The sequence below is a fragment of the Galbibacter sp. L-19 genome (genome assembly GCF_056857615.1).
Genome location: NZ_JBSXNL010000072.1, coordinates 209,520 through 233,922, shown reverse-complemented (window position 1 = coordinate 233,922; position 24,403 = coordinate 209,520). Strand labels below are relative to the sequence as shown.

Below are 24,403 nucleotides of genomic sequence, written 5' to 3'. Positions count from 1 at the left end.
TAAGAAAAAAAACAGATTAAAACAGGCTATTTTTACTTATAAGTTTTTAATCTAAACCTATCTTTAAAAACACTAAAACATTTAAACTTCAGGTTTATTAACAATGGTTGCATTTTCATGTTGAAGTATATGGTTTTGTATTATTCTCATAACATCGCTGTTGCTGTTTTGTAATTGAATGTAATTTTTAAAAGTATCAAAATCTTCAATGGTAGTACTTTCATCTAAAAATCCATATCCCTTGTAAATACCATCCTCAACTAAAACAATTCCTTTTTCTTCTGAAGTTTTTCCAGCAGTAATAACGGCAAAACTTTTTGAAGTTATTTTTACTGAATTTATAGCTTTAAGAACTCTTTTATTATAATCTGAAGCACTTTCTTCTTGTACACAAACTCCCTTACAATTTGATAATTTATAGTGATTACACTTTCCTACAACACTCCCACTTGGAATTAACTGTGTATATTTTGGACACAATTGAAAAGTCTCTGTTAATGATTCTAAAAACTGAATACACTCATTAACAGTATAAAACACGCTAATAGGATTGGGCACCAAATTTGTTTTATTATACCCCAATTGCATTATCCCTTTTCTGTTTGTGTATGCTAAGATTCCATACCCCTTATTGGTACGTTTTTGGGCACGATTATATTTAGGATAATAATGTTTTATAGCCTCAGATTCCATTAACAGAGCCACTAATTCCGAACCAGATTCTTCAAAATCTATATGCGAAGTTTCTCTACACAACGCAATTTCCTTTGCTTTTTTATCGTAAAAATGACCTAAAACGCGTTTTTTTATATTGATAGCTTTTCCTATATAAATAATCTTCCCGTCCTTATCTCTAAAGTAATAAATCCCAGGTGTATGCGGGAGATTATCATAGGTTTCTTTTGCCAATAAAGCAGGAAGTGCTACCTCTCCATTTTTAGGATTTAATTGTTTTTTAAGTTCTTCATTTTTGTCATTTGCTAAAAGCTTTTCAAAAAGAATAACAGTGGCATCTGTATCTCCCTTTGCTCGGTGACGATTTATTAAAGGAATTTCTAAAGAACTGCATAATTTCCCTAAACTATAGGAGCGCAACCCAGGAAATATTTTTTTTGAAAGTCGGACAGTACATAATTTTTTTCTACTAAAATCAATTCCGAGTTCTTTAAACTCATTTCTTATAACATTATAATCAAAGTTAACATTGTGTGCTACAAAAACCTTATCTTCTGTATAGCTAAGTACCTCTGGAGCAATCTCACTAAAGGTTGGTGCATTAGCAACCATAGCATTATCAATTCCTGTTAATCCAATAACATGACTAGAAATTAATGCCTGTGGATTTACTAAAGAGTGAAATTCGTCCACTACTCTTTCCCCATCAAACACAGCAATGGCAATTTCGGTAATCTTATTTCCACTGCCACTCAAACCAGTGGTCTCCACATCTATTATTGCGTACTTCATTTATAAGTTTTGGAATTCTTTTAAAAAATTAAATCTATCGATATTTTTTTGACGCAAAAACATCTATCATCTAACAAAAGTATCAAAAAAAAGCTCCTTGAAATATCAAGGAGCTCTCTTATTAAAATTATAAAAATATTACTTTTTAAGCATTCGGATATCTTTTACTTCTTGTCCGTTTTCTAAAACTTTCAGTATATAAATTCCTCTAGAAAGTCTAGAAAAATTAATAGTTTTTAAATTGTATCCCACATTAACTTTAACATTCTTAACGTGTTGTTTTAACTGTCCGTTTAAATTGTAGACATGTAGTTCCAATTTAGTTTTTTTATTACTATTAACCACCAAAGCCGCAGCATAACGAACAGGATTTGGCACTAAATAGACACTGGCAATTGAAATCTCATCAGGTTCATCAGAACAGCTTCCTAAAACAGCTCCTAACCTTAATAAATTTGGAACCGCATATTTAGACACGCATAATGAGCGCCCTTTATAGCATACAGCAACTTTCTCAATCCATGGATTATTCCCACAATTTACATCTTCTACAATTACAGTAATGGTTTCAGTTTGTATACAACCGTTAGCATCTGTTACTGTTAATGTATAGGTAGTAGTTTCTTCGGGACATACAGAAATAGATTCTGATATTTCTCCTGTATTCCATTCATATAAATAATTACCTGTTCCTCCCGAAATCATTTCAGGAGCAATAGTAATACAGTTACTTTCTCCATAACCTACATACATTTTATCAAGCTCTGGCATTGTTATTTCGATAGCTTCTGGTTCTAATATTGTAAAATATTCGGTTATTGAATTCTCATTAGCATCATAAACAATAACATTATAATCTCCAGGAATTAAATTTGATACACTGTCGGAAGTTTCTCCATTACTCCACAAATATTCATAGGGTGCTACTCCACCACTTACCGTAACAACAGCAGTTCCATTATCTGCTTCGGCACACGTAATATTAGTTGTTACAAGTTCCTCAACAACAAGTGGAGCCACTTCTTCGAGCATTAATCTTACTGAAACAGGAAAATGATCGGAAACGGTATTTGTATAATCACTATCGTAAAATTCATAATGTACGGCTGCTGAATTTTCAATAAAATTATCTTGGAGCTCATTAGAAAGCGAAATATGATCTATCATATTTTCTCTAAATGCATACGACCTGTAGCCTGCTTCGCTGAGAGATAAGGTAGCTAAAAAATATTCATCAGGATCATTAATAAAGGCTTCAAAAGAAGAAACCGTTGTATTAATTCCATCTGCTACTGTTTCATCTAAATCGTCATTATAATCGCCCGCTAAAATAAGATTTGTATCTGGAAACATAACATCCAACGAATCTTTAAGCACCTCCATATCATACTTACGCATATCGTAACGCAACTGCGGACCATTACTACTGTTAGCGCGAGCGTGTAAAGCTATAATATTTATTTCTTCGGAAGCACCGTTAACCGTTACATCGGCAGTCATCAAAAATGGGAGTCGCCCACTCGCATAAAAACGATCTGCTTCAGCAGGATAATCGGTTAAATAAGAAGTATCCCCTCCATTGTAATACGGATGAATAGTTTTTAATAATGCCTTTGTTTTTTTGGGTGTAACGGTAGCAGTTTTATACACAAACCCTATTTTTTGTTTAGTACCCGAATCGTTAGGATAGGAAGTAGCATCAGACAATACAAAATCGTATCCCTCTAACTCACTTACTGCTTGTGCGAAAAGAGCATCATCAGAAATTTCAACTACCGTATAAATATCGGCATCAAGTTTCTTCATAATAGTTACAACGCTGTCTTTTTGGATGGCATCTGAATTTGGGTTTCCAGCTGCTGGAGAATTTCCTTCATCTCCAAACCACTCAATATTCCATGTTACAAGATCTAAAGTTTCATTTTTAGGAATATCAATTCCATTGTTAGGATCAAACGGCTCTGCACAGGCTAAATCGGTTTTCATCCTTGGTAACAATTGTGCTATTTCATTAAATGTACCAATCACTCCGATAGCTTCATCACAACTTTCAGGCTGAGCTAAGCCTGATAAACCCGCTACATCATTATCTATTCTAAGTTCTCCAGTTCCAGATGCATCTGTAATTAACACATTAGAATCTCCAAAAAGTAAATTCCCTGGCGTTGGAAAACTAATAGCTACCACCTTAACGAGTTCTCCTCTATGGTTGGCCAATTCTGCAAGTGTAATCTCTTTTGGTTCTATAGGCTCATTAGGCAGTCCGTTATTTTCTACGGAAGAAACACTCCCTAACTGAATTTGACTATTGAAGGAAGAGCGACTAGCAGTAACGGTTAACGAGTCTCCTATAGCAAAACTCCCGCCATGTATTTGTTCATCAAAAATAGCAATTCCACCAGTTTTATCTTGAAGATATGCGGGACCAGCAAAATTATCGGCTACTGTTAAAACTCCACTAATAGTTACGGTAGTTCCGTCTGGAAGCGCTCTAGCCTCGGCAATTGGAATAGGCTCGGTAGGCACTACAACGGTGTCTCCGTTTTTGGTTCCTGGAGTTGGCATTTCAGTTATATAAGCGCTTGTATTCCGCGCACCTCCACTTCCATTTGGAATTCGCTGTAAGGAATGATTGTCTTTATCTGCTAATTCATTTTCATTTAACTGTGGTTCGCCAGAGTTTAACAACGCTAGTAGTTCCACATCGTCGTCGTCATCTGTATCATACACTACCGCATCAATCAATCCATTTGTTGTAATTGATGTCCCATTTTGAAAATCATTTATAGTTCCTTGATATAATGCTACAGCATCTGCTCCATTTTGGAGACCATTACTCCCAAAAACAAGAGAAACATTAGTAACTCCTTCATTTCCTAACACAAAATATCCTTCAGCATTTGTGGTAAAGCCACTTAAATCGAAAGCATTATAAACAGTATCTCCATTTCCGTTGTATAAAACTATTACAAAACCATCTAGCGAAGTATTCCCTTTTCCTCCATCATACAATTCAATAAATTCGGCAACATCGGTTCCTGGAGTATCGGCATCAATTTCGTTTATCAATAGATTAATTTGCTCAGTTGCATTGGTATTTCTAGCTCCTGGAGTTGGAATAGCTGCAACATACGACTCCGTATTTTTTAATCCTCCACTTCCATTTTCATAGCGTTGAAGCGAATGGAAATCTTTATTACCATTAAAATCCTCATTTATTTGTGGCTGATTTTCATTTAATAGTACAAGTAACTCAACATCATCACTATCATTAGTATCATAAACAACAGCGTCTATTAAATTGGTGGTAGTAACTTCAGTTCCGTTAGGAAAATCGTTAGAATCTGCTTGATATAATGCTACAGCATCTGCTCCATTTTGGAGACCGTTACTCCCAAAAACAAGAGAAACGTTTGGCACCCCATCATTTCCTAATACAAAATATCCATTAGCATCGGTTGTATAACCATCCAAACTATAGGCTTGATAACTCAAATTATTAGAACCATTATAAAACACAAGTGTAAGTCCATCCAAAGAAGAATTTCCAACACCTCCATCATACAATTCAACAAATTCAGCAATATCTGTTCCTTCAGTATCTGCATCAATTTCATTAATTAGCACCACTGCATCTGTTCCGCTTCCATCTCCTTCATAGATTTTATTAACAGTATTTGGCGTATTCAAAGCATCTCCTTCTTCAGCAGTAATATCAGGAAAATCGGATAATCCTGCTCCATTAAAATTATTTCGAACCCAGTTGGATGTAGAATTGATAACATTGTCATTAGGAATTCTAGAAGCGCCTCCTACGGTAAAAGTAGCCCCATCAAAAGTAGGTGCTAGAACAACATCAGCATAGGTTAAATCTCCAGCATCTCCATCTAAAACTGCAATACCATCTACTATTTTTTCCCAAGGTGTATTATCTAAAGTTCCATCAGCATTCGTATCTACTACCTCCCCTATGCTTCCAGTAAAGTTTTCAACCAAAAGCAAACTTACCGTACCATTTTCAAACTCATTAGCTAAAAAAGCTGTAGTATAGAACCCATCGGCATTCGTACTTCCTAATTGGTAGACACCGTCTATAGTGCCTGCGGAAGAAACATCTCCTTCAATTTCTAGAATCCAATAAGATGATAAATCGGCACCTGACTTACCAAAAACCTCTACAAATTCGTTTGTATCACCCCCAATATGGTTAAAAACAAACTCATTAATTACAGGAGTAATTTCTATTGATCCGAAAGTCTGATTGGCATTTATACCTCCAAAAGTTGAAGGGTTTTGTACTTCCCAAGAAAATTCTGAATAGTCTGTTCCTTGCCCTACAAGTGCTAATGAAACACCTTCTGGAGTTGTACTACTTTCCGCTACACCAATATCTTCACTTAGCATTCCATCGGCAGGACCTCCTACTGCAGTAAAAGTTCCCTCATAACTTAAAAACTGTACTACAGAATTACTCCCATCAATTAGGGCAATTCCATCAGGACTTCCATTTTGTAAACCATTTGACGGCAATGCAATATGAGCCACCCCATATCCATTACTTAAATTGGCAACTACAGTATTGATATTTAATGTGTTATACGCTGTGCCATTTGAGCCGTTATACAAAACCAAACTATAGAGAGAAAGGTCGGTTCCAGCTGGCGCAGCAATTTCGATGCTTTCGCCTACATCTGTTCCTGCATTATCGTAATGAATTTCATTAATAAATACACTTTGTGAAAAGCTATATATTGATAAAAATGCAGTAAATAAAGAAAGTAAAAATCTTTTCATATATTATTTTTAATAGGTTGATTACTACAAAAATAACATTATTTAATTTTTAGATGCTGAATATCAATATTATGTAATTGTTAGCTAAAACTAAACAAATAGGAAATATTCGAAAAAAGTGATTTTCTTACCCTTAAAAATCGAACTTTAACTGTACAGAAACTTCCTTTTGAATTGGCGTCTCTTTTTTCTTTTTTTCTGTGTTTAAATTAGCCAACGAAATTCCTAGAAGACGGACGGAGTTTTCTAATTTCTCTTGATATAATAATTCTTTTGCTGTTTCTAGAATAAGGCTTTTATCAGCAATAAAATAATCAAGGGTTTTGCTTCGTGTTTGCAGCTTGAAGTCGCTATACTTAATTTTTAAAGTAATTGTTTTCCCAGCTATCTTACTCTTTTTTAATCGGCGTTCCAATTCGTTTGCAATACTTTCTAAGCGTTCCAACATAAACACTTCGCTACTTAGATTCTCACTAAAAGTACGTTCTGCACCAACCGATTTCGGAATTCTATTTGGTTTGACTTCACTTAAATGAATTCCACGAACGACATTATAATAAAAAGCACCGCTTTTTCCGAAATTCTCGGTTAAAAACTCAACTGATTTTTCTTTTAAATCCTTTCCTGTAAAAATTCCAAGGGAATACATTTTCTGGGTGGTTACTTTTCCTACTCCATAAAATTTACGAATCTCTAAATCCTCCAAGAAAGGAATTACCTCATCGGGTTCTACTGTTTTTTGTCCGTTTGGTTTATTATAGTCGCTCGCAATTTTAGCTACAAATTTATTAATTGATATTCCTGCTGAAGCTGTTAATCCCACCTCCTCAAAAATACGATCTCGAATTTCTTTAGCTATATTACTAGCCGATGGATTCCCTTTTTTGTTTTCGGTAACGTCTAAATAAGCTTCGTCCAAAGAAAGAGGTTCAACTAAATCGGTATACTCTAAAAAAATAGTTCTAATTTTAGTTGAAATCTCTTTATAGCGGTCAAAGCGGGGACGAACAAAAATAAGTTCTGGACAATTTTTCTTGGCTTGATAGCCACTCATTGCACTTCGAACTCCAAATTTACGTGCCTCATAACTAGCTGCCGATACCACTCCACGCTTTTCATTACCTCCTACTGCCAATGGTTTTCCTTTTAATTCTGGATTATCCATTTGCTCAACAGATGCATAAAATGCATCCATATCCACATGGATTATCTTTCGTAAAAGGACTGAATTTTGCATATGCAAATTTAAACTAAACAACTTTAGAGCGAACCAGGAATTATTAAAATTAAAAGAATTTCAATCAATATCATTTTAAGAAATTGCATAAAACGATAACATCCCCCCGCTAGCGCGAGCATCATGCTCGTGCCGATTATGAGTAAGAAGCAAAAACAACCAAACAAACACCCCTATAATCCCCTCAAGGGGATATTGAATACGAAGCCCGAATCAATTCCCCCTTAGAAGGGAGCTAGGGGGATGTAAAAATGCACACTTATAACTAAATTTCTCTAAGCAAAGGGGAGATTTAAGACTACTCCACTTATTCGCAATTGCACCGCTTTGTATAACGATAGTAATAAAATAGAAACCATACAAAACATGAACACTCTAGATGAAGGAGAATTCCCACTCGAATGGATTTGTACGACAACAGGAGGATATTAAAATCTTACTTAATAAGCAAAAAAATCTTCGCTCTTAAATTCCCAAAAAATAATACCTAACTTTATAAAACTGAAAAGTTATTAGATTATGGCTACAGAAAAAATAGCAATTATACTTGGTGCAACTGGTCTTACTGGCTCTCTATTATTAAAAAAACTCATAAAAGACGATCGTTATAAAACCATAAAACTATTTTCTAGGAGCGCTACAACTATTTCCGACCCAAAAATTGAGGAACACATTGTAGATTTATTAAATCTTGAGCTTTCCAATACAGATTTTACTGCAGATGAGGTGTATTGCTGTATTGGAACTACCAAATCAAAAACTCCCAACAAAAGCACTTATAAAGCTATTGATTACGGAATTCCCATGGCAGCCGCCACGTTAAGCAAAGCTAATAACATTAACACTTTTATAGTTATTTCTGCCTTAGGCGCCAATCCAAAAAGCAAATTATTTTACAACCGTATAAAAGGTAAAATGGAAAAAGATGTTTTAAAAATAAATATTCCCAACACTTATATTTTACAGCCCTCTTTAATTAGTGGAAAACGAGAAGAAAAAAGAGCAGGAGAATGGTTTTTTAAACAACTCATGAAAGCTTTAAACTACATTATGGTGGGACCATTAAAAAAATATCAATCGGTTGCTCCAGAAAAAATAGCTACAACTATGGTATATTTGGCGAATAATAACTTCCCTTCTGGGAGAATTAAAAATGATAAAATCAAACAAATTGCAGAAACAAATGATAGAGATTGAGCGTAAGTTTTTGGTAGTTTCTGATGATTTCAAAAAAGCAGCTTCAAAAAGAGAACATATTGTTCAAGGTTTTTTAAATAAAGATCCAGAACGAACCGTGAGAATTCGAATTAAAGGAGAAAAGGGATTTATTACTGTAAAAGGAATTTCAAACGCATCTGGAACTAGTAGGTTTGAATGGGAAAAAGAAATATCTGTTTCGGAAGCGAAATCGTTATTAAACATTTGTGAAAAAGGTGTTATCGACAAATACCGATATGAAATATTAATAGGTAAACACACTTTTGAAGTTGATGAATTCTTAGGAGATAATAAAGGTTTGATTGTTGCTGAAGTTGAATTAGCATCAGAAAAAGAAGGTTTTGAAAAACCTTATTGGCTTGGAAAAGAGGTTACTGGAAATGTTGCTTATTACAACTCACAACTCAGTGAAAATCCGTTTAAAAATTGGTAGAATTAAAATAGAAATCCATCCTAGGTGGGCTGCAAAAGGCTTTCCGCTACGATGATTTTTTAAAGTAACGTTTATAGACAAACTCAATTATAAAACAGATTATTACAATCCCCAATGAAATACTTATTCCTAGGGGATTGGAGCTATATTGCTGAATTATAAGTGCTAGTGAAGCAATAACACATAATAGAAACCCAATAAAAGGGATTGCTTTTTTGGCTTTTACTTTGGTAGCTTTTTTATAGCCCACAAAATTTACGGTAGCAAAAATAAGTAGAAAACCAACACTGCCAGCGGTAGAAATACTTTCCAATTCTAGTAAATTAACTAGAACAAGTGTTAAGATAGCTGTAATTAACAATCCAATAGGTTGATTCCAAAAAGTACTTGTTAATTCGTGTGGCAATTCATCATCTTCTGCAATTTCATAACTTACCCTACTTCCTCCATAAAGGGTAGCATTAATAGCAGAAAAAGTAGAAATAAGTGCCGCAACAGTAATAATTGTAAACCCTACCTGACCTAACATCGGTTTTGCCGCTTCGGCAAGCACATAATCTTCTGCCTCTGCAATCTTAGAAAAGGGTAAAGAACCAACAGTTACTATTGCTATAACAATGTATAAGAAAATAACAAAAAGTACAGCATAAAAATAGGCTTTCGGTACGTTTTTCTCTGGATTTTCTAGATCTGAAACTGAATTTGCTATCAACTCAAAACCTTCATAGGCAACAAAAATAACCATCCCGCCAGTAAGTAATTGAATAGGAGCTTCCCAATTTGAAAATGCTAATTGCTCTAAATTAGAACTATCTTTCAATCCATATAAACCTATTATTACAAAACCTATAAGAATGATTAATTTAATAACTACAGCATAATCCTCTATTTTACCTACAATTTTTATGCTGTAATAATTAATAGCAGTTGCAAAAATTACAATGGCACTAGAATAAATATGAGTATCTGTAGCATTATTAGTTGTAATCTCCCATAAATTTGGAGCGTAGGAGCCAAATGCAGAAGCGTACAAAGCCAACATAATAATATAACTTATCCAAAGCAGGTTGTTAATCCCTCCGCTAAAAATAGACTTTCCAAAACCTACGTTTATAAACTTAACAGTTCCACCACGATCTGGATATGCCAATGATAATTTTACGTAACTATAAGAGGTTACCAATGCAATAATACCAGCTATTAAAAAAGCAATAGGGGTTCCGCCTTTTGCTAAAGAAACTGCCAACCCAAGTACGGCGAAAATTCCTCCACCTACCATCCCGCCAATTCCTATAGAAACTGCTTCTTTTAACCCTATTTTATTACCCATAAATACAGTTCCTTATGATAAAACTTTTTTAATATCTCGCCACGTAATCAGTTTTACCTCTTTTTCTTTTAACAACTTCTGAGTGCTTTCATCAGTAAAAAAATCAAAATCTACTTGTCGCCATTCAGCACCAAAATTTGGATGATCGATAGCAACTCCTTGCATTTCTTCGTTATTAAAAGCAGGGTGAATTAAAATAATATTTATTCCATTTTGCAAACTTTCAATAGCATGTTTATAATAAGCATCAAGACCAGCACCATCAAACCATTTCCACTCACCTGTAAAAACACTTTCAATAGTAAAATCTGTATCCAAAATATATTTTTCAGTTTCCATATTAAAATCGCCCAACAACTGTTTGCTCAGAAAAACAGCTAGGTTATATTCTTTCCCTAACTCCCTGTATACATTTATAATTTCCTTGGTTAAGCCTAAACAAAACATGTGAGAATCCAAGTGTGTTGGTTTTACCCCCCAAGCAATAGCCAATTCTATTTGAGCTTTTAATTCTTTTTTTACTTCAGAAGGATTTACATTTTGTTTTACCATGGCACGCTTCGGATAAAAATGCCCATTTTTATCCACTAAACTAGGTACTTCTGCTGCTGAAAGCACAGGACCAAACTTATAATTCTTCCATTCGCAAGTCAATGTTAAATGAATTCCATAATCAAACTGCGGATTTTCTTTGGCATAAACTGCCATTTCATATGCCCATGAGCAAGGCATCATAATACTTGTAGAATTAACAATCCCTTTCTCTAATGCTTTTTTAGTTGCTTCGTTTTCTGCAAAACACAAACCAGCATCGTCCGCATGAATTATTAAAAGTTTATCGGTTGGTAAGTAGCCTAATTTTTCAACTATCTCTTTCATCAGAAATTACCCTAAAAAATTATCCATTTCTTTATAAGCTTCAATTACTGCAAGCTCTCCTTCTTTACCCGCTTTTGAGTTTCCATGTTCCATCCCTAAAACACCCTCAAATCCTTTCTCTTGAATATATTTAAAAATATTTTTGTAGTTAATTTCTCCAGTGGTAGGCTCATTCCTTCCTGGGTTATCACCCATTTGGAAATAAGCAATTTCATCCCAAGAAGCTTCTATATTCGGAATCAAATTCCCTTCAGTTATTTGCTGATGATACACATCAAAAAGAATCTTACACGAAGGCGAATCAACGGCTTTACAAATTTCATATGCCTGAGCAGATTTTTTTAAGAATAACCCAGGATGATTCATATAATTTAGTGGCTCTAATACCATTGTTATACCATGAGGCTCTAAAATTGCCGATGCTTGCTTAAGCGATTCCACAACATTAGCAGTTTGATAGCCATGTTCTAATCTTAAGTCTACATACCCAGGAACTACTGTAACCCATTTGGCATTTACACGCTTAGCAACTGCCACAGAATCTTGGATATACTTTAAAAATTCTTTGCGCAGGTTTTCGTCTCCATTTGTAAGGTTTGGTTCACTCCAATAAATTTCATGAGCTACAAAAACACCCATGGTTATTCCTCTTTTCTCCATAGTTTTAGCCATGGCTTCTTGCTCGGCAATGGGACGGGTACGCATATTATTATCTTCAAAGGCTGTAAAGCCTTGATCTGCCATAAAATTTAATTGGTCGATAACATCCTCTCCAGCATGATTTTTAAACATTCCAATATGTGGAGCATACTTTAAATTAAATTGATGTGGTGGTGTTTGTATAGACTTAGAAAAAGCAAAGGCTCCAGTAGTAAATACTGAAGCCCCAACACTTGTTGCTATTGTATTATGAAGAAATTTTCTTCTGTGCATTAGTTCTGGTTTTTATAATGAAAGTTAAATATACAAAAAACCAAAAACTGCAAATGAATTTTATCCTCTTGTTATTTCTAATATTTCAAATTGTAAAGTTCCATTTGGCACTTTAACCTCTGCTATTTCTCCAACAGACTTCCCTAAAAGACCTTTTCCGATAGGAGAATTTACAGATATTTTTCCTGTTTTTAGATCGGCTTCACTTTCTGCTACCAATTTATAGGTCATTTCCATCCCATTGGCATGGTTTTTTATTTTAACATTAGAAAGTGCTAAAACTTTTGATGTATCCAATTGAGATTCATCAATAACACGGGCATTTGCCAATGTTGCTTCCATTTTAGAAATCCGCATTTCCAATAACCCTTGCGCCTCTTTTGCCGCATCATATTCTGCATTTTCAGATAAATCTCCTTTATCTCTTGCTTCTGCTATTGCTTGTGATGCCTTTGGGCGCTCAATACTTTTTAGTTGCTCTAATTCTGCTCTTAATTTTTTTATTCCCTCTTCTGTGTAATAAGATACGTTACTCATGACTTCATCTTTTATAAATACAAAAAATCCCCTTTTCCAAAGAGGATTTAAACAAATATACAAAATTTTAGTCAACGCAAACGACGAAAATTATTGTAGAAAATATCATATACTATCAAATAATATATTGATTCGTTTTACGTTCAATATTTTTCAGATTGAATTTATTGTAACTTGCGCACTTTATAACATTTATTAATGAGACATCTTTTTTACATTTTATCAATTCTATTTATTGTTACTGCATGTAGCAGTGACGATTCTTCCTTTGATAATCCAAATTTAATAGAACCTGGTTTTAGCTATAACATAAACTTAAACCTTCCTCAATACGCTAATTTAGCAACTCCTGGAACAGCGGTTTATGTAAACAATTCTAATGTTGGAATTAGAGGAATTTTTGTTATTAATCTTTTCGGAAGTTATAGAGCTTGGGAAGCTAGTTGCCCAAATCATCCACCAAACAATTGTTCTACAATGACGCTGAGTGGGGTAACTTGTAAATGTAGTTGTGAAGATTATGAATATGAACTAGCTGGGGGAAGCCTTGTTTCTGAATTTTCTGGTGAAGGTAAAGCATACCCACTACAAGAATATAGTGTTTCAGCAGAAGGTAGCAACGTTCGGATATATAATTAATTATTATGGCACAAAAAAGACTTCTAGTTGATATGGATGGGGTGTTAGCCGATACCTATCAGCAGTTTTTCCGATTAGAATCTAATATTACAGGTAAAAAAATAGAAAGAGAAGATGTAATTGGAGTTTCTGAAGCAGATGCTTTTCCAAATTATCTCAGCTATATCCATAAGGCTGGTTTCTTTCGGGATGCTCCTGTAATTGAAAACGCTATTGAAGTAATGAAAAAGCTTAATAACGTATATGATATTTTTATTGTCTCATCGGCAATGGAATTTCCAAATAGCTTGCGCGAAAAATACGATTGGCTACAAGAACATTTCCCTTTTTTACACTGGAAGCAAATAATTCTTTGCGGATCTAAAATTCCTGTTCAAGGGGATATTTTAATTGACGACCATTTCAAAAACCTCGATTACTTTAAAAAAACAACTCTTTTATATACTCAACCCCATAATATGGGTCGCGATAAAGGACATCAACGAGTTAACAACTGGAAAGAAATTGAAAGCATTTTATTGTAACTAAAGGTTGTCTATACTGATTTTGAGAGTGGAAATTGCATTCTTGTACACCTATAGAAGCATCTATATAAACTTCTAAAAGCTCGGTTATAGACTACAAATAGTTTTTTGGTTTTAGTCTTTGGGGGATTAAAAGCTTTCTCGCTATTTCTGCTCGTTAAAATCCCAATCTTTCAATCTATCTAAATACAAATACGATTCTACAAACAATCGTTGTTCTTTGCTAGTCATTTTTTCTAAAAGCTCTAAAGAAGAAATATAACTAGCTAAATTTCCGTTAGAAGAGTAGAATTTTCCATCGGTTACAAAGCTAACCTCAGCATCGTTTTGCACTAATAAATCTGGATAATCCTTTTGCAGTTGTTCTCCCCCACCAATCCACGTAACAATTTTCTTTCCACTGGCAATTCCAGATTTACCAATAAGTTGTGCCCCACCACAATTACTAACCGTATATGTGGTTTCTTTATTTTTTTCAATAATAAAATTCACCAATTTTTCATTCCTAACGGCAGTCCACATATCATAAGCACTTGGCACAAATAAAACGTCGAGTTTTGGTGCGGTATCAAATGTAAAATCTGGAACTACAACTAGCCCTTCTTCGGTTTCTACCGGATCCAACGTTTCTGCAATGGTAATTACGTTAAATAATGTGTCTCCTGCTTCGGTATGCTTAGAAAACACATCCATAGGAGCTGTTACTTCGGTCATTAAAACACGGTCGTACATTAAAAGTCCGATGGTAGGAAGACTTTCATCAATTTCTTTTGTGCTCTTTTGTGTACTCTCTATTTCTACTGTTTCTGTAACTTTTTTAGCATCCTCTTTTGAGTTTTTTACAGTACAACTCGCAAAAACAAATAGCGCTAAAACTAAAACTTTAATAATGGTTTTCATCTGTTAATATTTATTTTTTATTTATCTGATAAAATTCACAAATCAACATCTTGGTTAGATTCCAAAATTAGTATAGCGAATTTAATGTGTTTATTTTTATTATTTTAATGTATTAATGTCCGAGTAAAAATACAAGACCGCCTCCCTATTAGGAAAAAGAACAAAGACTATATTTTAATCCCCTAAAATCTTTAATTTATAGAGAATCCTTTTTAAAATCTCGCTTTCCTTTTCTAGTTTTAAATCCTCATAGAATATTAAAAAGGTTTATGCGTACTTACCGCAATTCTATTCCAAGCGTTAATTGTTGTAATAGCCATTATAATTTGTGCTAAATAATTTTCATCAAAAAAATCAAGTGCTTTATTATAAGTTTCAGATGTTAATCCCTGTTTATGGATTAATGTAACCTCTTCGGTAAGCTGTAACACTACTTTTTCTTCCTCAGAAAATAAATCGGTTTCTCGCCATGCACTGATCAAAAAAATACGTTGCTGTGTTTCGCCGTTTTTTAAAGCATCTTTGGTATGCATATCAATACAAAAAGCACAACCATTAATTTGAGAAGCACGGATTTTAACAAGTTCTTTATGCGTATTACTAAGCTTACTTGCTGCCAAATATTTTTCTAATGCGTACATGGCTTTATAAGCTTCAGGCTCTAAAACATCTATTTGAATTCTCTTTTCCATGAGTAATTGTTTTAATTATCCTCAAAAATAGAATCTATAAATCTCAAAAAAATTAATCTAGTTTAAGAAAATCATTTGGCTCGAATTTTACTGAGGTATTCTGGAGTTAATCCTAAAAAAGTAGCAATTAAATATTGAGGAACACGATTTACAAATTCAGGAAATTCTTCTCGAAACCTAAAGAAAATCTCTTCTTTTGAATAGCTAAAAATATATTGCATTCTTTTTAAAGCAGCCCCGTATGCAATTTGATAAATGCTTCTAAAATATATTTCCAGCTTCGGAAAACGTGCTAATAACGCTCTTTCTTTATCAGATTTAATAACTAATATTTCTGAATTTTCTACAGCTTGAATATTAAAATCTGTTACCTTTTGATGATAAAGCGCTTGTGCATCTGTGAGCCACCAGTTTTCAATAGCAAATTGAACGGTTCGGTCTATTCCTCTTTCATCAGTAAAAAACATATGAAGACAACCACTTAAAACAAAATAGTTTGTATCGCAGTGATTTCCTGCTAACATAACACACTCTTTTTTATCCAAACTCAATACCTCAAAATACGTACTAATCTCTTGAAATTCTTGGTCTGTTACCGATACAAATTTGTTTAAATGCTGAAAAAAATGATTCATCTTAGAGGTACTTTTTATGAGATCATTCAAAGTTAAGGTAATTATGAGCATCAAAAAAGAGGCTGTCTAAAAAGTAATTAAACTCTAAATGTTATCCGGAGCTTGCCGAAGGATTTTTTAAGTGTTAATTGTTTAAAACTTCGACAAGCTCAGTTTGACAAGCTCAGTTTGACAACTATGAATTACTTTTTGACAGCCTACTATTAATTATTTCCTTGTAATAAAAACCCTCTATGAGGATTAAAAAGTAATTGTAGCACCAACTAGAAAGTTAATTCCAGCTTGCGGATAATACCCAGCTCCATCAAAAGTAGTGGTAGAACCATCGTCATTACCAACATCATACGTATAATAATATCCATTAGAGATGTATTTAGCATCAAAAATATTGTTTACCAAGCCACTTAATACAATGGATTTAAAAAAACTTTCCGTCTCTATGGTGTATTGCACATTAAAATCGTTTACAAAATAACTATCCAATTTTGAACTTTCGGCATCGGTATTCCCTAAATATTGCTCAGAAACATATTTAGAAAGGAAAGACAATTGTAAATTTCTAATGGGTAAATAAGTAAAGTTATTTCCTGCAACAAAATTAGGAGAATACGATATATTGGTATGTCCTAAATCTTGCACTTCTCCATCTATTTGAGAATAAAAATCTAGATTCTTATTAGTACTTAATGCTAAATTAGGTTTAAGCAAAAACTTATCAGCAAAGAAAAAAGTAGCATCTACTTCAAGTCCTAATCGGTAGCTATCGCCCACATTTTTACGTAATGGCGCTCCAACATCGTTTAACTCCCCTGTTAACACCAACTGGTTTTTATAACGCATATAGTACGTATTTGCGTTTACTTTAATTGTTGGCGAAGCATAGCGCCATCCTAATTCAAAATCGTTTAAAGTTTCTGGCTCTGGACTTCCACTTTCGTAATCGTTACGATTAGGCTCTCTATTAGCACGGGCATAAGAAAAATATAAATTATTGGCTTCATTAAGACTGTACGTAAGTCCTGCTTTCGGATTAAAAAAGTCAAATTCATCGTCTACCAAACCTGTATCATCTCCATTAGCTTGGTAAGTTACACGGCGGTATTGCAAATCTCCATAAAGACTTAAATTATCAGTCAATTTATAATTTAACTTTGCAAAACTATTAAAGTCGGTTTTTGTTGAGTTATCATCATAATAGCGATCTCTAATTTCACTATCGCCAGCATAACGTGCCCAAATAATTTCCCCGAAATGGTCGCCTTCATATTTATTCCAAGCGCCACCAGCTATAAATTCCATCGTTTCATTTTCGTAAGTTACAGAAAAGGTAGTCCCATAAAAATGATTACTAAGCCATCTACGGCGAATTAAATCTGTAGTATTTACCAAATCCCCATCTATGGTAACTGGCTCAAATCCGTAGGTTGCAAAATCATCATCTTGGCGGTATTGCTCAAAAAATCCGCGTCCACGGGTGTAGTGAATCGCTAAATTTGTATTCCAATTTGCAGAAACTTGTTCATTCCAATGCAATTGAAAATGGTCTTGTTTATAATCGTCTACTTCATTATCATAATAATCCACCACATTTTCATCTTCATCATAAATAGCTCCAGCACTATTAAAAGTCCTTCCATATTGCTCTATTTGCCAGTCTTCAACTCCGTTCCACGACTGGTACGTAATTTCATGTCCGCCAAAAACGAGCGCTTTAATCAAGGTATTATCGTCCACATAAGCCCCTTGTAAAAAGTATGATTCCAAATCGGAGGCAGCTCTATCTATATATCCATCAGATTTTATTCGAGACAAACGCCCAGAAACTTCTATATGGTTATTAACCAGGCCACTGCTAAATTTTATATTTGCTTTTCGGGTATCAAAACTCCCAACAGAACCAGAAATCTCGGCATAAGGATCTTTATTTACAGCATCCGTTAATAAATTTAAACTCGCTCCAAAAGCTCCAGCACCATTAGTAGAAGTTCCAACTCCACGTTGCAATTGTAAATTCTCAACAGAAGATGCAAAATCGGGCATATTCACCCAAAAACTACCATGAGATTCCGAATCGTTATATGGGATTCCATTGATGGTTACATTGACACGGGTAGCATCACTCCCACGCACCCGAATTCCAGTATATCCAACACCAGCTCCAGCATCGGAAGTGGTTACCACCGACGGTAAATACCCCATTAAAACAGGGATATCTTGTCCTAAATTTCTAGGTGCAATATCTTCCGCAGAAAGATTTGAAAAAGTTACTGGAGTATCACTAGTTACCCTAATTGCAGAAACCAAAACCTCATCCAACATAACATCGTCTTCAGAAATTTGCACATTAAGTACCATATCTTCTGTAACATTAATTGTTTTTGTAATTGGATTTTGCGCTGAAAATGTAAAAACTAAAACTTGCTTTCCTTGTGGAACAGCTAATTCATAATATCCATCTGCATCCGTCTGCGTACCATTATTGGTATTTTCTAAAATTACCGTAGCTCCAGGAACACCAACATTTTCTTGATCGGTAAAGGTTCCTGATACTTTAAATTCTTGGGCAGAACTCAATTCGACTCCTAGAAATAAAAGACTTAAAAATGTGAATAAAAACTTCATTCGTAATTGTTTTACGAATAAAAGGGGTTATTATTCTTTAGTTTGATTAAAATTAATTTGTTGCCTACAAAGCTTCGGGAAAATATTTCTTCCCAACTCCACTCAAAAAGACAGTTGTTTATTAACTCCTTTTCGAATTTATATTTAAAACCGCTTTTAAACTCGGCCATCCCTAAACAGCATTACCTGTTCTAGGTTCCATGGGTATAATCTCAGCCTTTTTTTAGTTGAAAAATATAAAATTTAACCCCTAAAAAGCACCCCTTATGAGATGCCGCAAAATTACAAAACGAATGCTGGTTTCGGAAAATATTTTGACAAAAATTTCACATCGGTTTGACGTCCTTTATTTATCTTTAAAAAATGGAAAATTCGAAGAGCAGAATCCCTTTAAAAGTATTGCTGAGCTATTTAGCTTTGGTTTCTCTAGTTGTAATTGTTGGCTGGTTGGTATATCAAGAGATAAGTTCTTTTACCCAAGCGCAAAAAGATGAAACTATTGAGAAAAATAAGATCCTTCGTATAGGTAAACTCCTTACTCTTATGTACGAAAGTGAAAGCTTTGCGCGTTCGGCTATTCAATCAAATTCTCAACAACCTTATGTAAGTTTTCTTCGGAAGAATGACTCTATTTCCATACAAATAGATTCCTTAAAACAAATTATAAATCAGCCATATCAATCCAAATTACTAGATAGTGTTAATTTTTTACTTCAGCAGAAAATAAAGAACATCAACGAACTTAGAGAGCTTAGGATTAACGACACCTCTGAAAAAACAATTGAAAGTGCTATTGAAAAACTTTCAAATATAGAAGATCAACTAGGGCGACTTTCCTTAAAAGATTTTGTAGCAAACCCCGATAGTTTAGATCTTGAAACAAAGAAAAAGTTATTAGAATTTATTGCTATTAATAATAGGTATATTCCTAGAGACTCCAGTAATTCTGTTGATGAACGAACCCTAGATTCTATTGTTACTGCTTCTAGAGAAATGCTTCAAAATGTAAAAGAAAAAGCCTCAACACAAAAGCTTTCTTTGGCAATTAAAGAGCGTCAATTACTAAGAAACGACCTCACTACTTCTCAACAATTACGTCAAATACTAACGGCTTTTGAAAACGAATTTGTAAATAATGCCCGTATATTAAATGTTGAAAGAGAGCGTGTACTTCAGCGAAGCATTAAGGTTATTACAATTGCAGCCATTATTGGTGCGATTTTAGTGATTGTTTTTTCAATTATTATTTTAAGAGATTCCTGGCGAAGTCAGCAATACAAAAGGCAAATTGAAGATTCTAATGAGCATAATAAACTTTTAGTAAAAAGCAGGGAACAGCTTATTTCTATGGTTAGTCACGACTTAAGAACTCCTTTAAGTACAATTTTGGGGTATACCGAACTTCTTAAAGATGCCAATTTGAACGAAAAAGAATCTCATTATACCGACCGTATAAAAAATGCTTCTAGCTATGTTACACAATTGGTTGATGATTTACTAGATTTTACAAAACTAGAAGCTGGAAAAATTAATATTGAACACGTAGCTTTTAATCTGAATACCCTAATTACGGAAACTGCAGAAGGTGTACAATCTATCTATAGTGCAAAAAATATAAATCTGATAATTGACATCGACAAATCAATAAATAAACATTTAATAGGAGATCCCTTCCGAGTAAAACAAATTTTATCAAACCTCATAGGGAATGCCTATAAATTTACAGAAGAAGGGAGTATAACCGTTAAAGTAAGATTAAAAACTACAAGCGAAAATGAACAGTTAATTTCTATTTCTGTTATTGATACTGGGATAGGAATTAAAAAAGAAAAGCAACATATTATTTTTGAAGAGTTTACACAAGCCGACGGTAACACCGAAAAAAAATATGGAGGAAGCGGACTAGGGTTAACTATTTCTAGAAAGCTTGCTTCGTTATTGGGCGGAAGTTTATATTTAGAAAGTAAAGAAGGAAAAGGTAGTACTTTTTCATTTGTTTTTCCTGCAAAATTTAGCAGTAAAGATGTGATTATAAAAAATGTTGAAAATCCCGATTTTACTATTCTCAATAAAAAATACACTGCTATTGTTATAGATGATGATGAAACGCTCCTGAAACTAAATAAAGAAATCCTAGAAAAAAATAATTTTAAAGTATTTGCTTTTGATAGTGGTAAAAAAGCGCTTGATAAGATTAAAAGTATTGAATATGATTTTATTGTAACCGATATTCAATTACCATCTTTTAACGGATTTTATTTTGCTGAAACCTTACGTTCTGATAAACAATACGGATATAACAACCAACCAATTATTGCTGTTACAGGAAGAAAAGATCTCAATAAAAAAAGTTATCTAGAAGCTGGATTTGCCGAATTTTTATTCAAGCCTTATGAGCCAAAATCTTTACTACACAAAATTTCTAAAGTTTTAGATAACACGCAAGAAACTACTGAAAATGAAGAAGAAACGGAGACAACTATCAAAAAAAATACCCTTTTTGATCTTTCCTCTTTAAGTTCTTTTTTGAGTGATGACGAAGCCATGTTAGACATCTTAGAGGTATTTAAAGAGAATACTTCTAAAGACCTAAAAGATTTAAAAACGTATATAGCGAAAGAAAATTTAGAGGAAATCCGAAAAATAGCTCACAAAATGCAAACTATGTTTAAGCAAATAGATGCACAAACAGTAGTGCCTATCCTTAATTTTTTAGAGCATTTCAAAGATGAAGAGAAAAAGCAATTACCCTCTAATTACAAAGCTTTAAAAAAGAATATAAAACTAACTTTTTCGGCTATCGATAAGCATCTTAAAAACAATAAATAATTATCTTTCTTAGAAACTATGCTTCTATTTCGTATTCTTTAATTTTATTATAAAGTGTTTTACGAGTAATATTAAGTAATCTTGCGGCTTTAGATTTATTATTTCCTACTTCATTTAACGCATTTATAATTAAGTCGCGCTCATTATCTTTTGTAGAAAAAGATTTTATATGCTGATTTTCTTTTGGTGGATTTGTAAGTTCCATTGGCAAAACCGATTTTTCAATCAAATCTCCTTGCGTAAGTAATGCCGATCTTTTTATTACATTGGACATTTCTCGTAAATTTCCTGGCCATTTATATTGCTGAAAAATTGTAATCACTTCATCAGAAAATCCTAATACATTTTTATTAAGCTGCTCATTTGCCATATTCAAAAAATGGTCTGCAAAAATGAGCAAATCTTCTTTTCGCTCGTATAAATTAGGTACTTTAATGGTAAATTCGTTCAATCGGTGATAAAGATCTTCTCTAAATTGTCCTTTTTCAACAGCTTGTAATAAATCTTCATTAGTAGCTGTAATTAATCTAATATCAACCTCAATCTCTTGATTACTTCCTATCGGTTTGATTTTTCGCTCTTGAAGAGCTCTTAATAACTGAATTTGATTTTCATAAGATAAATTCCCCACTTCATCTAAAAAAATAGTTCCTCCATTTGCAGCCTCAAAATGTCCAATCTTATTGTTTACAGCACCAGTAAAAGAGCCTTTTACATGACCAAAAAATTCGCTTGCCGCAATTTCCTTTGGAATAGCTCCGCAATCTACCGCAATAAAGCTAAAATCTTTTCGACTACTATTGTCGTGAATTCTTTTTGCTACCACTTCTTTCCCCGTTCCACTATCTCCCATAATTAAAACAGACATATCGGTAGGAGCCACTAGTTTTATATACTCATTAAGTTTTGTTGAGGCACTACTAATTCCTGTAACTGCTTTTTTAGGAAAAGCCTCTTTCTTTTTTTCAGTCTTTGCTTGTGGAGCAGCTGCAGCTTCAGTAGATTTTTGTTTTTGCTGATTATCTCCTTTTAAAGCATTTTGAATTACAATAAGTACTTCATCTTGATTAAAAGGTTTTGAAATATAATCAAAAGCGCCCTTTTTCATAGCTTTTACAGCGGTAGAAACCTCTGCATATCCAGTCATTAAAATAACAGGAGTTTCAGGATGTTTTTCTTTAACTTTTGTCAAAATAGAAATTCCATCATCGTCTGGCAATCTCAAATCGGTAAATACCAAATCGTATTTAGTATTGGAAAGTTTTTTTTGCGCTTCTTCCGACGAATAACTAGCTTCTACTGAAAAACCGTTTTTCTTTAAAAAACGTTCCAGTATCGCCGAAAAAGTAACATCATCTTCTATCAATAGGATATTTGGCATTCTCAAGTGGGTTTCTACAAAAATAGGAAGTAAATAGGTGTAACAATTTAAAAAAATCATAAAAAAAGGATGGCTTTCACCATCCTTAAACAAAATATGACTTTGTTTTACACGCTAAGTGTTGATTTTTGTATTACTATCACTCATTTCTTTAGTAAACTCAAGAGAAATTAGGAGGGATTTAAATTCAAAATGTTCTAATCTCAATTATAGAGTAAACTTGAGTGTATTGTTTGTTCTCAATACTACTAATTATTATTTATTCTGAATCCACTCCCCATCTTTAGTAGCATACAAATTGGTTGTTTTATCTCCTACCAATACTTGAATTTTATATTCATCCGCTTCATTTTTAAAAGCCTTTGAAACTTGAACTCCTGGGAAATCTGTCTCCAATGCATTTGTAATTGCGTCAGGTAATTCTGTAGCGTCTATAGGAGTATAATCATCCTGATCTACATATACTGTTTCTACAAAATCATTATTAGAAATTACTGGAACTGCTGCAAATGTTGTAAAACTTCCTAATGCTATAACTGATGCTAAAATTAACTTTTTCATATCTTCTTTATTTTATATTAAACTTCTTTTAAATACTTACTTTATTAAAAGCCAATTCTATACCAAAAACAAGAACACATACATAACCACTTAACTATCAGTTATTATGGGCTTTTCATAAAAAAATAAATACCCATTATCTGTGAAAATGTGTGTAATATGCACACAATAATGGGTAAGAAGTATACTTTTCTTTAAGAGTATGTATGTTTTATTTTAGGTATAAAATAAGATTCCATCCCTTTAAAAAACTCCATAAAAAAAGACTGCCTTTAAAGACAGTCTTTCTCTCAAATGTAATTAAAATAAACGGAGTTTACTTGCTACTATTTCTGTATCCACTCTCCATTTTCGTTTGCGTAAAGTGTTGTCGTTTCTTCGCCAACAGCTACATCAATTTTATATTCTGAGGCATCATTTTTATATGCTTTAGAAATTGTTGCTCCAGGAAAATCTGCTGCAAGTGCATCTGTAATTGCTTGTGGTACTTCTGCCACATCAATTTCTTGATATTCATCTTGAATCATATAGATTCCGTTTGTATTAGAAACTATTGGTGTTGCTGCAAATGTTGCGAAACTACCTAATGCTAATGCTGCTACTAAAAATACCTTTTTCATGATTATATGTTTTTATGATTAATACTAATTTATTTCTGATTAGTATAGTACCATCTTCGTTCCAAAAAAATGAACTTAGATAAGTTAATATTTAAATAATTGAAAATCAGGTTATTAAATATGATGTTGCGAATGCAAATAAAATATAAAGTGTGTAAACAATGTGTAAGCA

At 33.4% G+C, this 24,403-nt stretch carries 19 protein-coding genes; 5 read left to right on the top strand and 14 right to left on the bottom strand.

Annotation, left to right across the window (positions count from 1 at the left end; all coding sequences use genetic code 11):
* Positions 1–81: 81 nt before the first annotated feature.
* The 3 genes from AC13CQ_RS17010 to dinB all read right to left on the bottom strand — a co-directional run bounded on the left by AC13CQ_RS17010 (position 82) and on the right by dinB (position 7,498).
* Complete coding sequence (locus tag AC13CQ_RS17010; protein ID WP_474507536.1) at positions 82–1,467, bottom strand: exonuclease domain-containing protein; 1,386 nt, start codon at positions 1,465–1,467, stop codon at positions 82–84.
* A gap of 138 nt (positions 1,468–1,605) precedes the next feature.
* A complete protein-coding gene (locus tag AC13CQ_RS17005) occupies positions 1,606–6,261 on the bottom strand; it encodes an endonuclease/exonuclease/phosphatase family protein (protein WP_474506902.1) in 4,656 nt (1,551 codons plus the stop codon).
* Between the two features lie 133 nt (positions 6,262–6,394).
* Positions 6,395–7,498 carry a DNA polymerase IV gene (gene dinB / locus AC13CQ_RS17000; RefSeq protein ID WP_008611877.1) on the bottom strand — a complete coding sequence of 368 codons (1,104 nt, stop codon included), beginning with the start codon at positions 7,496–7,498 and terminating at the stop codon, positions 6,395–6,397.
* Between the two features lie 519 nt (positions 7,499–8,017).
* Between dinB and AC13CQ_RS16995 the strand changes: the two genes are divergently transcribed.
* On the top strand, positions 8,018–8,695 hold the full coding sequence (locus AC13CQ_RS16995; protein WP_008611875.1) for an NAD(P)H-binding protein: 678 nt from the start codon (positions 8,018–8,020) through the stop codon (positions 8,693–8,695).
* A complete protein-coding gene (locus AC13CQ_RS16990; RefSeq protein WP_337901730.1) occupies positions 8,682–9,149 on the top strand; it encodes a CYTH domain-containing protein in 468 nt (155 codons plus the stop codon). Before AC13CQ_RS16995 ends, AC13CQ_RS16990 begins: the two co-directional genes overlap by 14 nt.
* Before the next feature lie 46 nt (positions 9,150–9,195).
* Here the strand turns inward: AC13CQ_RS16990 and AC13CQ_RS16985 are convergent, their stop codons facing one another.
* From AC13CQ_RS16985 to greA, 4 genes are read right to left on the bottom strand one after another with little or no spacing between them, the layout of a single operon-like run.
* Complete coding sequence (locus AC13CQ_RS16985; RefSeq protein ID WP_474506903.1) at positions 9,196–10,479, bottom strand: APC family permease; 1,284 nt, start codon at positions 10,477–10,479, stop codon at positions 9,196–9,198.
* A gap of 12 nt (positions 10,480–10,491) precedes the next feature.
* Positions 10,492–11,358, bottom strand: coding sequence for a polysaccharide deacetylase family protein (locus tag AC13CQ_RS16980; RefSeq protein WP_474506904.1), 867 nt, complete (start codon positions 11,356–11,358; stop codon positions 10,492–10,494).
* A gap of 6 nt (positions 11,359–11,364) precedes the next feature.
* Complete coding sequence (locus AC13CQ_RS16975) at positions 11,365–12,291, bottom strand: hydroxypyruvate isomerase family protein (protein WP_474507637.1); 927 nt, start codon at positions 12,289–12,291, stop codon at positions 11,365–11,367.
* A gap of 60 nt (positions 12,292–12,351) precedes the next feature.
* Complete coding sequence (gene greA / locus AC13CQ_RS16970) at positions 12,352–12,828, bottom strand: transcription elongation factor GreA (RefSeq protein WP_008611867.1); 477 nt, start codon at positions 12,826–12,828, stop codon at positions 12,352–12,354.
* A 198-nt stretch (positions 12,829–13,026) separates the two neighbouring features.
* Here greA and AC13CQ_RS16965 point away from each other — a divergent pair, with 198 nt between their 5' ends.
* Both AC13CQ_RS16965 and AC13CQ_RS16960 read left to right on the top strand, forming a co-directional pair.
* Complete coding sequence (locus AC13CQ_RS16965; protein ID WP_008611866.1) at positions 13,027–13,467, top strand: Rieske (2Fe-2S) protein; 441 nt, start codon at positions 13,027–13,029, stop codon at positions 13,465–13,467.
* 5 nt (positions 13,468–13,472) lie between these two features.
* Positions 13,473–13,991, top strand: coding sequence for a 5' nucleotidase, NT5C type (locus tag AC13CQ_RS16960; protein ID WP_335587175.1), 519 nt, complete (start codon positions 13,473–13,475; stop codon positions 13,989–13,991).
* A gap of 144 nt (positions 13,992–14,135) precedes the next feature.
* Here AC13CQ_RS16960 and AC13CQ_RS16955 read toward each other — a convergent pair whose 3' ends face one another.
* From AC13CQ_RS16955 to AC13CQ_RS16940, 4 genes are all read right to left on the bottom strand, one after another.
* Complete coding sequence (locus AC13CQ_RS16955; RefSeq protein WP_337901736.1) at positions 14,136–14,891, bottom strand: DJ-1/PfpI family protein; 756 nt, start codon at positions 14,889–14,891, stop codon at positions 14,136–14,138.
* Positions 14,892–15,148: 257 nt separating this feature from the next.
* Positions 15,149–15,583 carry a carboxymuconolactone decarboxylase family protein gene (locus AC13CQ_RS16950; protein ID WP_008611863.1) on the bottom strand — a complete coding sequence of 145 codons (435 nt, stop codon included), beginning with the start codon at positions 15,581–15,583 and terminating at the stop codon, positions 15,149–15,151.
* Positions 15,584–15,654: 71 nt separating this feature from the next.
* Entirely contained in the window at positions 15,655–16,218 is a 564-nt protein-coding gene (locus AC13CQ_RS16945) for a Crp/Fnr family transcriptional regulator (RefSeq protein ID WP_337901738.1), read from the bottom strand.
* 240 nt (positions 16,219–16,458) lie between these two features.
* Positions 16,459–18,840, bottom strand: a complete 2,382-nt coding sequence (locus tag AC13CQ_RS16940; protein WP_474506906.1) for a TonB-dependent receptor — start codon at positions 18,838–18,840, stop codon at positions 16,459–16,461.
* Positions 18,841–19,203: 363 nt separating this feature from the next.
* On the opposite strand from AC13CQ_RS16940, the gene AC13CQ_RS16935 reads away from it, so the two are divergent.
* The gene (locus tag AC13CQ_RS16935) at positions 19,204–21,669 is read left to right on the top strand and encodes a hybrid sensor histidine kinase/response regulator (RefSeq protein WP_474506907.1); all 2,466 of its coding nucleotides are present in this window, start codon (positions 19,204–19,206) and stop codon (positions 21,667–21,669) included.
* Positions 21,670–21,685: 16 nt separating this feature from the next.
* Here AC13CQ_RS16935 and AC13CQ_RS16930 read toward each other — a convergent pair whose 3' ends face one another.
* From AC13CQ_RS16930 to AC13CQ_RS16920, 3 genes are all read right to left on the bottom strand, one after another.
* Positions 21,686–23,050, bottom strand: coding sequence for a sigma-54-dependent transcriptional regulator (locus tag AC13CQ_RS16930; protein WP_474506908.1), 1,365 nt, complete (start codon positions 23,048–23,050; stop codon positions 21,686–21,688).
* Between the two features lie 255 nt (positions 23,051–23,305).
* Positions 23,306–23,611: a hypothetical protein gene (locus AC13CQ_RS16925; protein WP_008611854.1), complete on the bottom strand. Its 306-nt coding sequence runs from the start codon at positions 23,609–23,611 to the stop codon at positions 23,306–23,308.
* 326 nt (positions 23,612–23,937) lie between these two features.
* Complete coding sequence (locus tag AC13CQ_RS16920; protein ID WP_008611853.1) at positions 23,938–24,231, bottom strand: hypothetical protein; 294 nt, start codon at positions 24,229–24,231, stop codon at positions 23,938–23,940.
* Positions 24,232–24,403 lie beyond the last annotated feature (172 nt).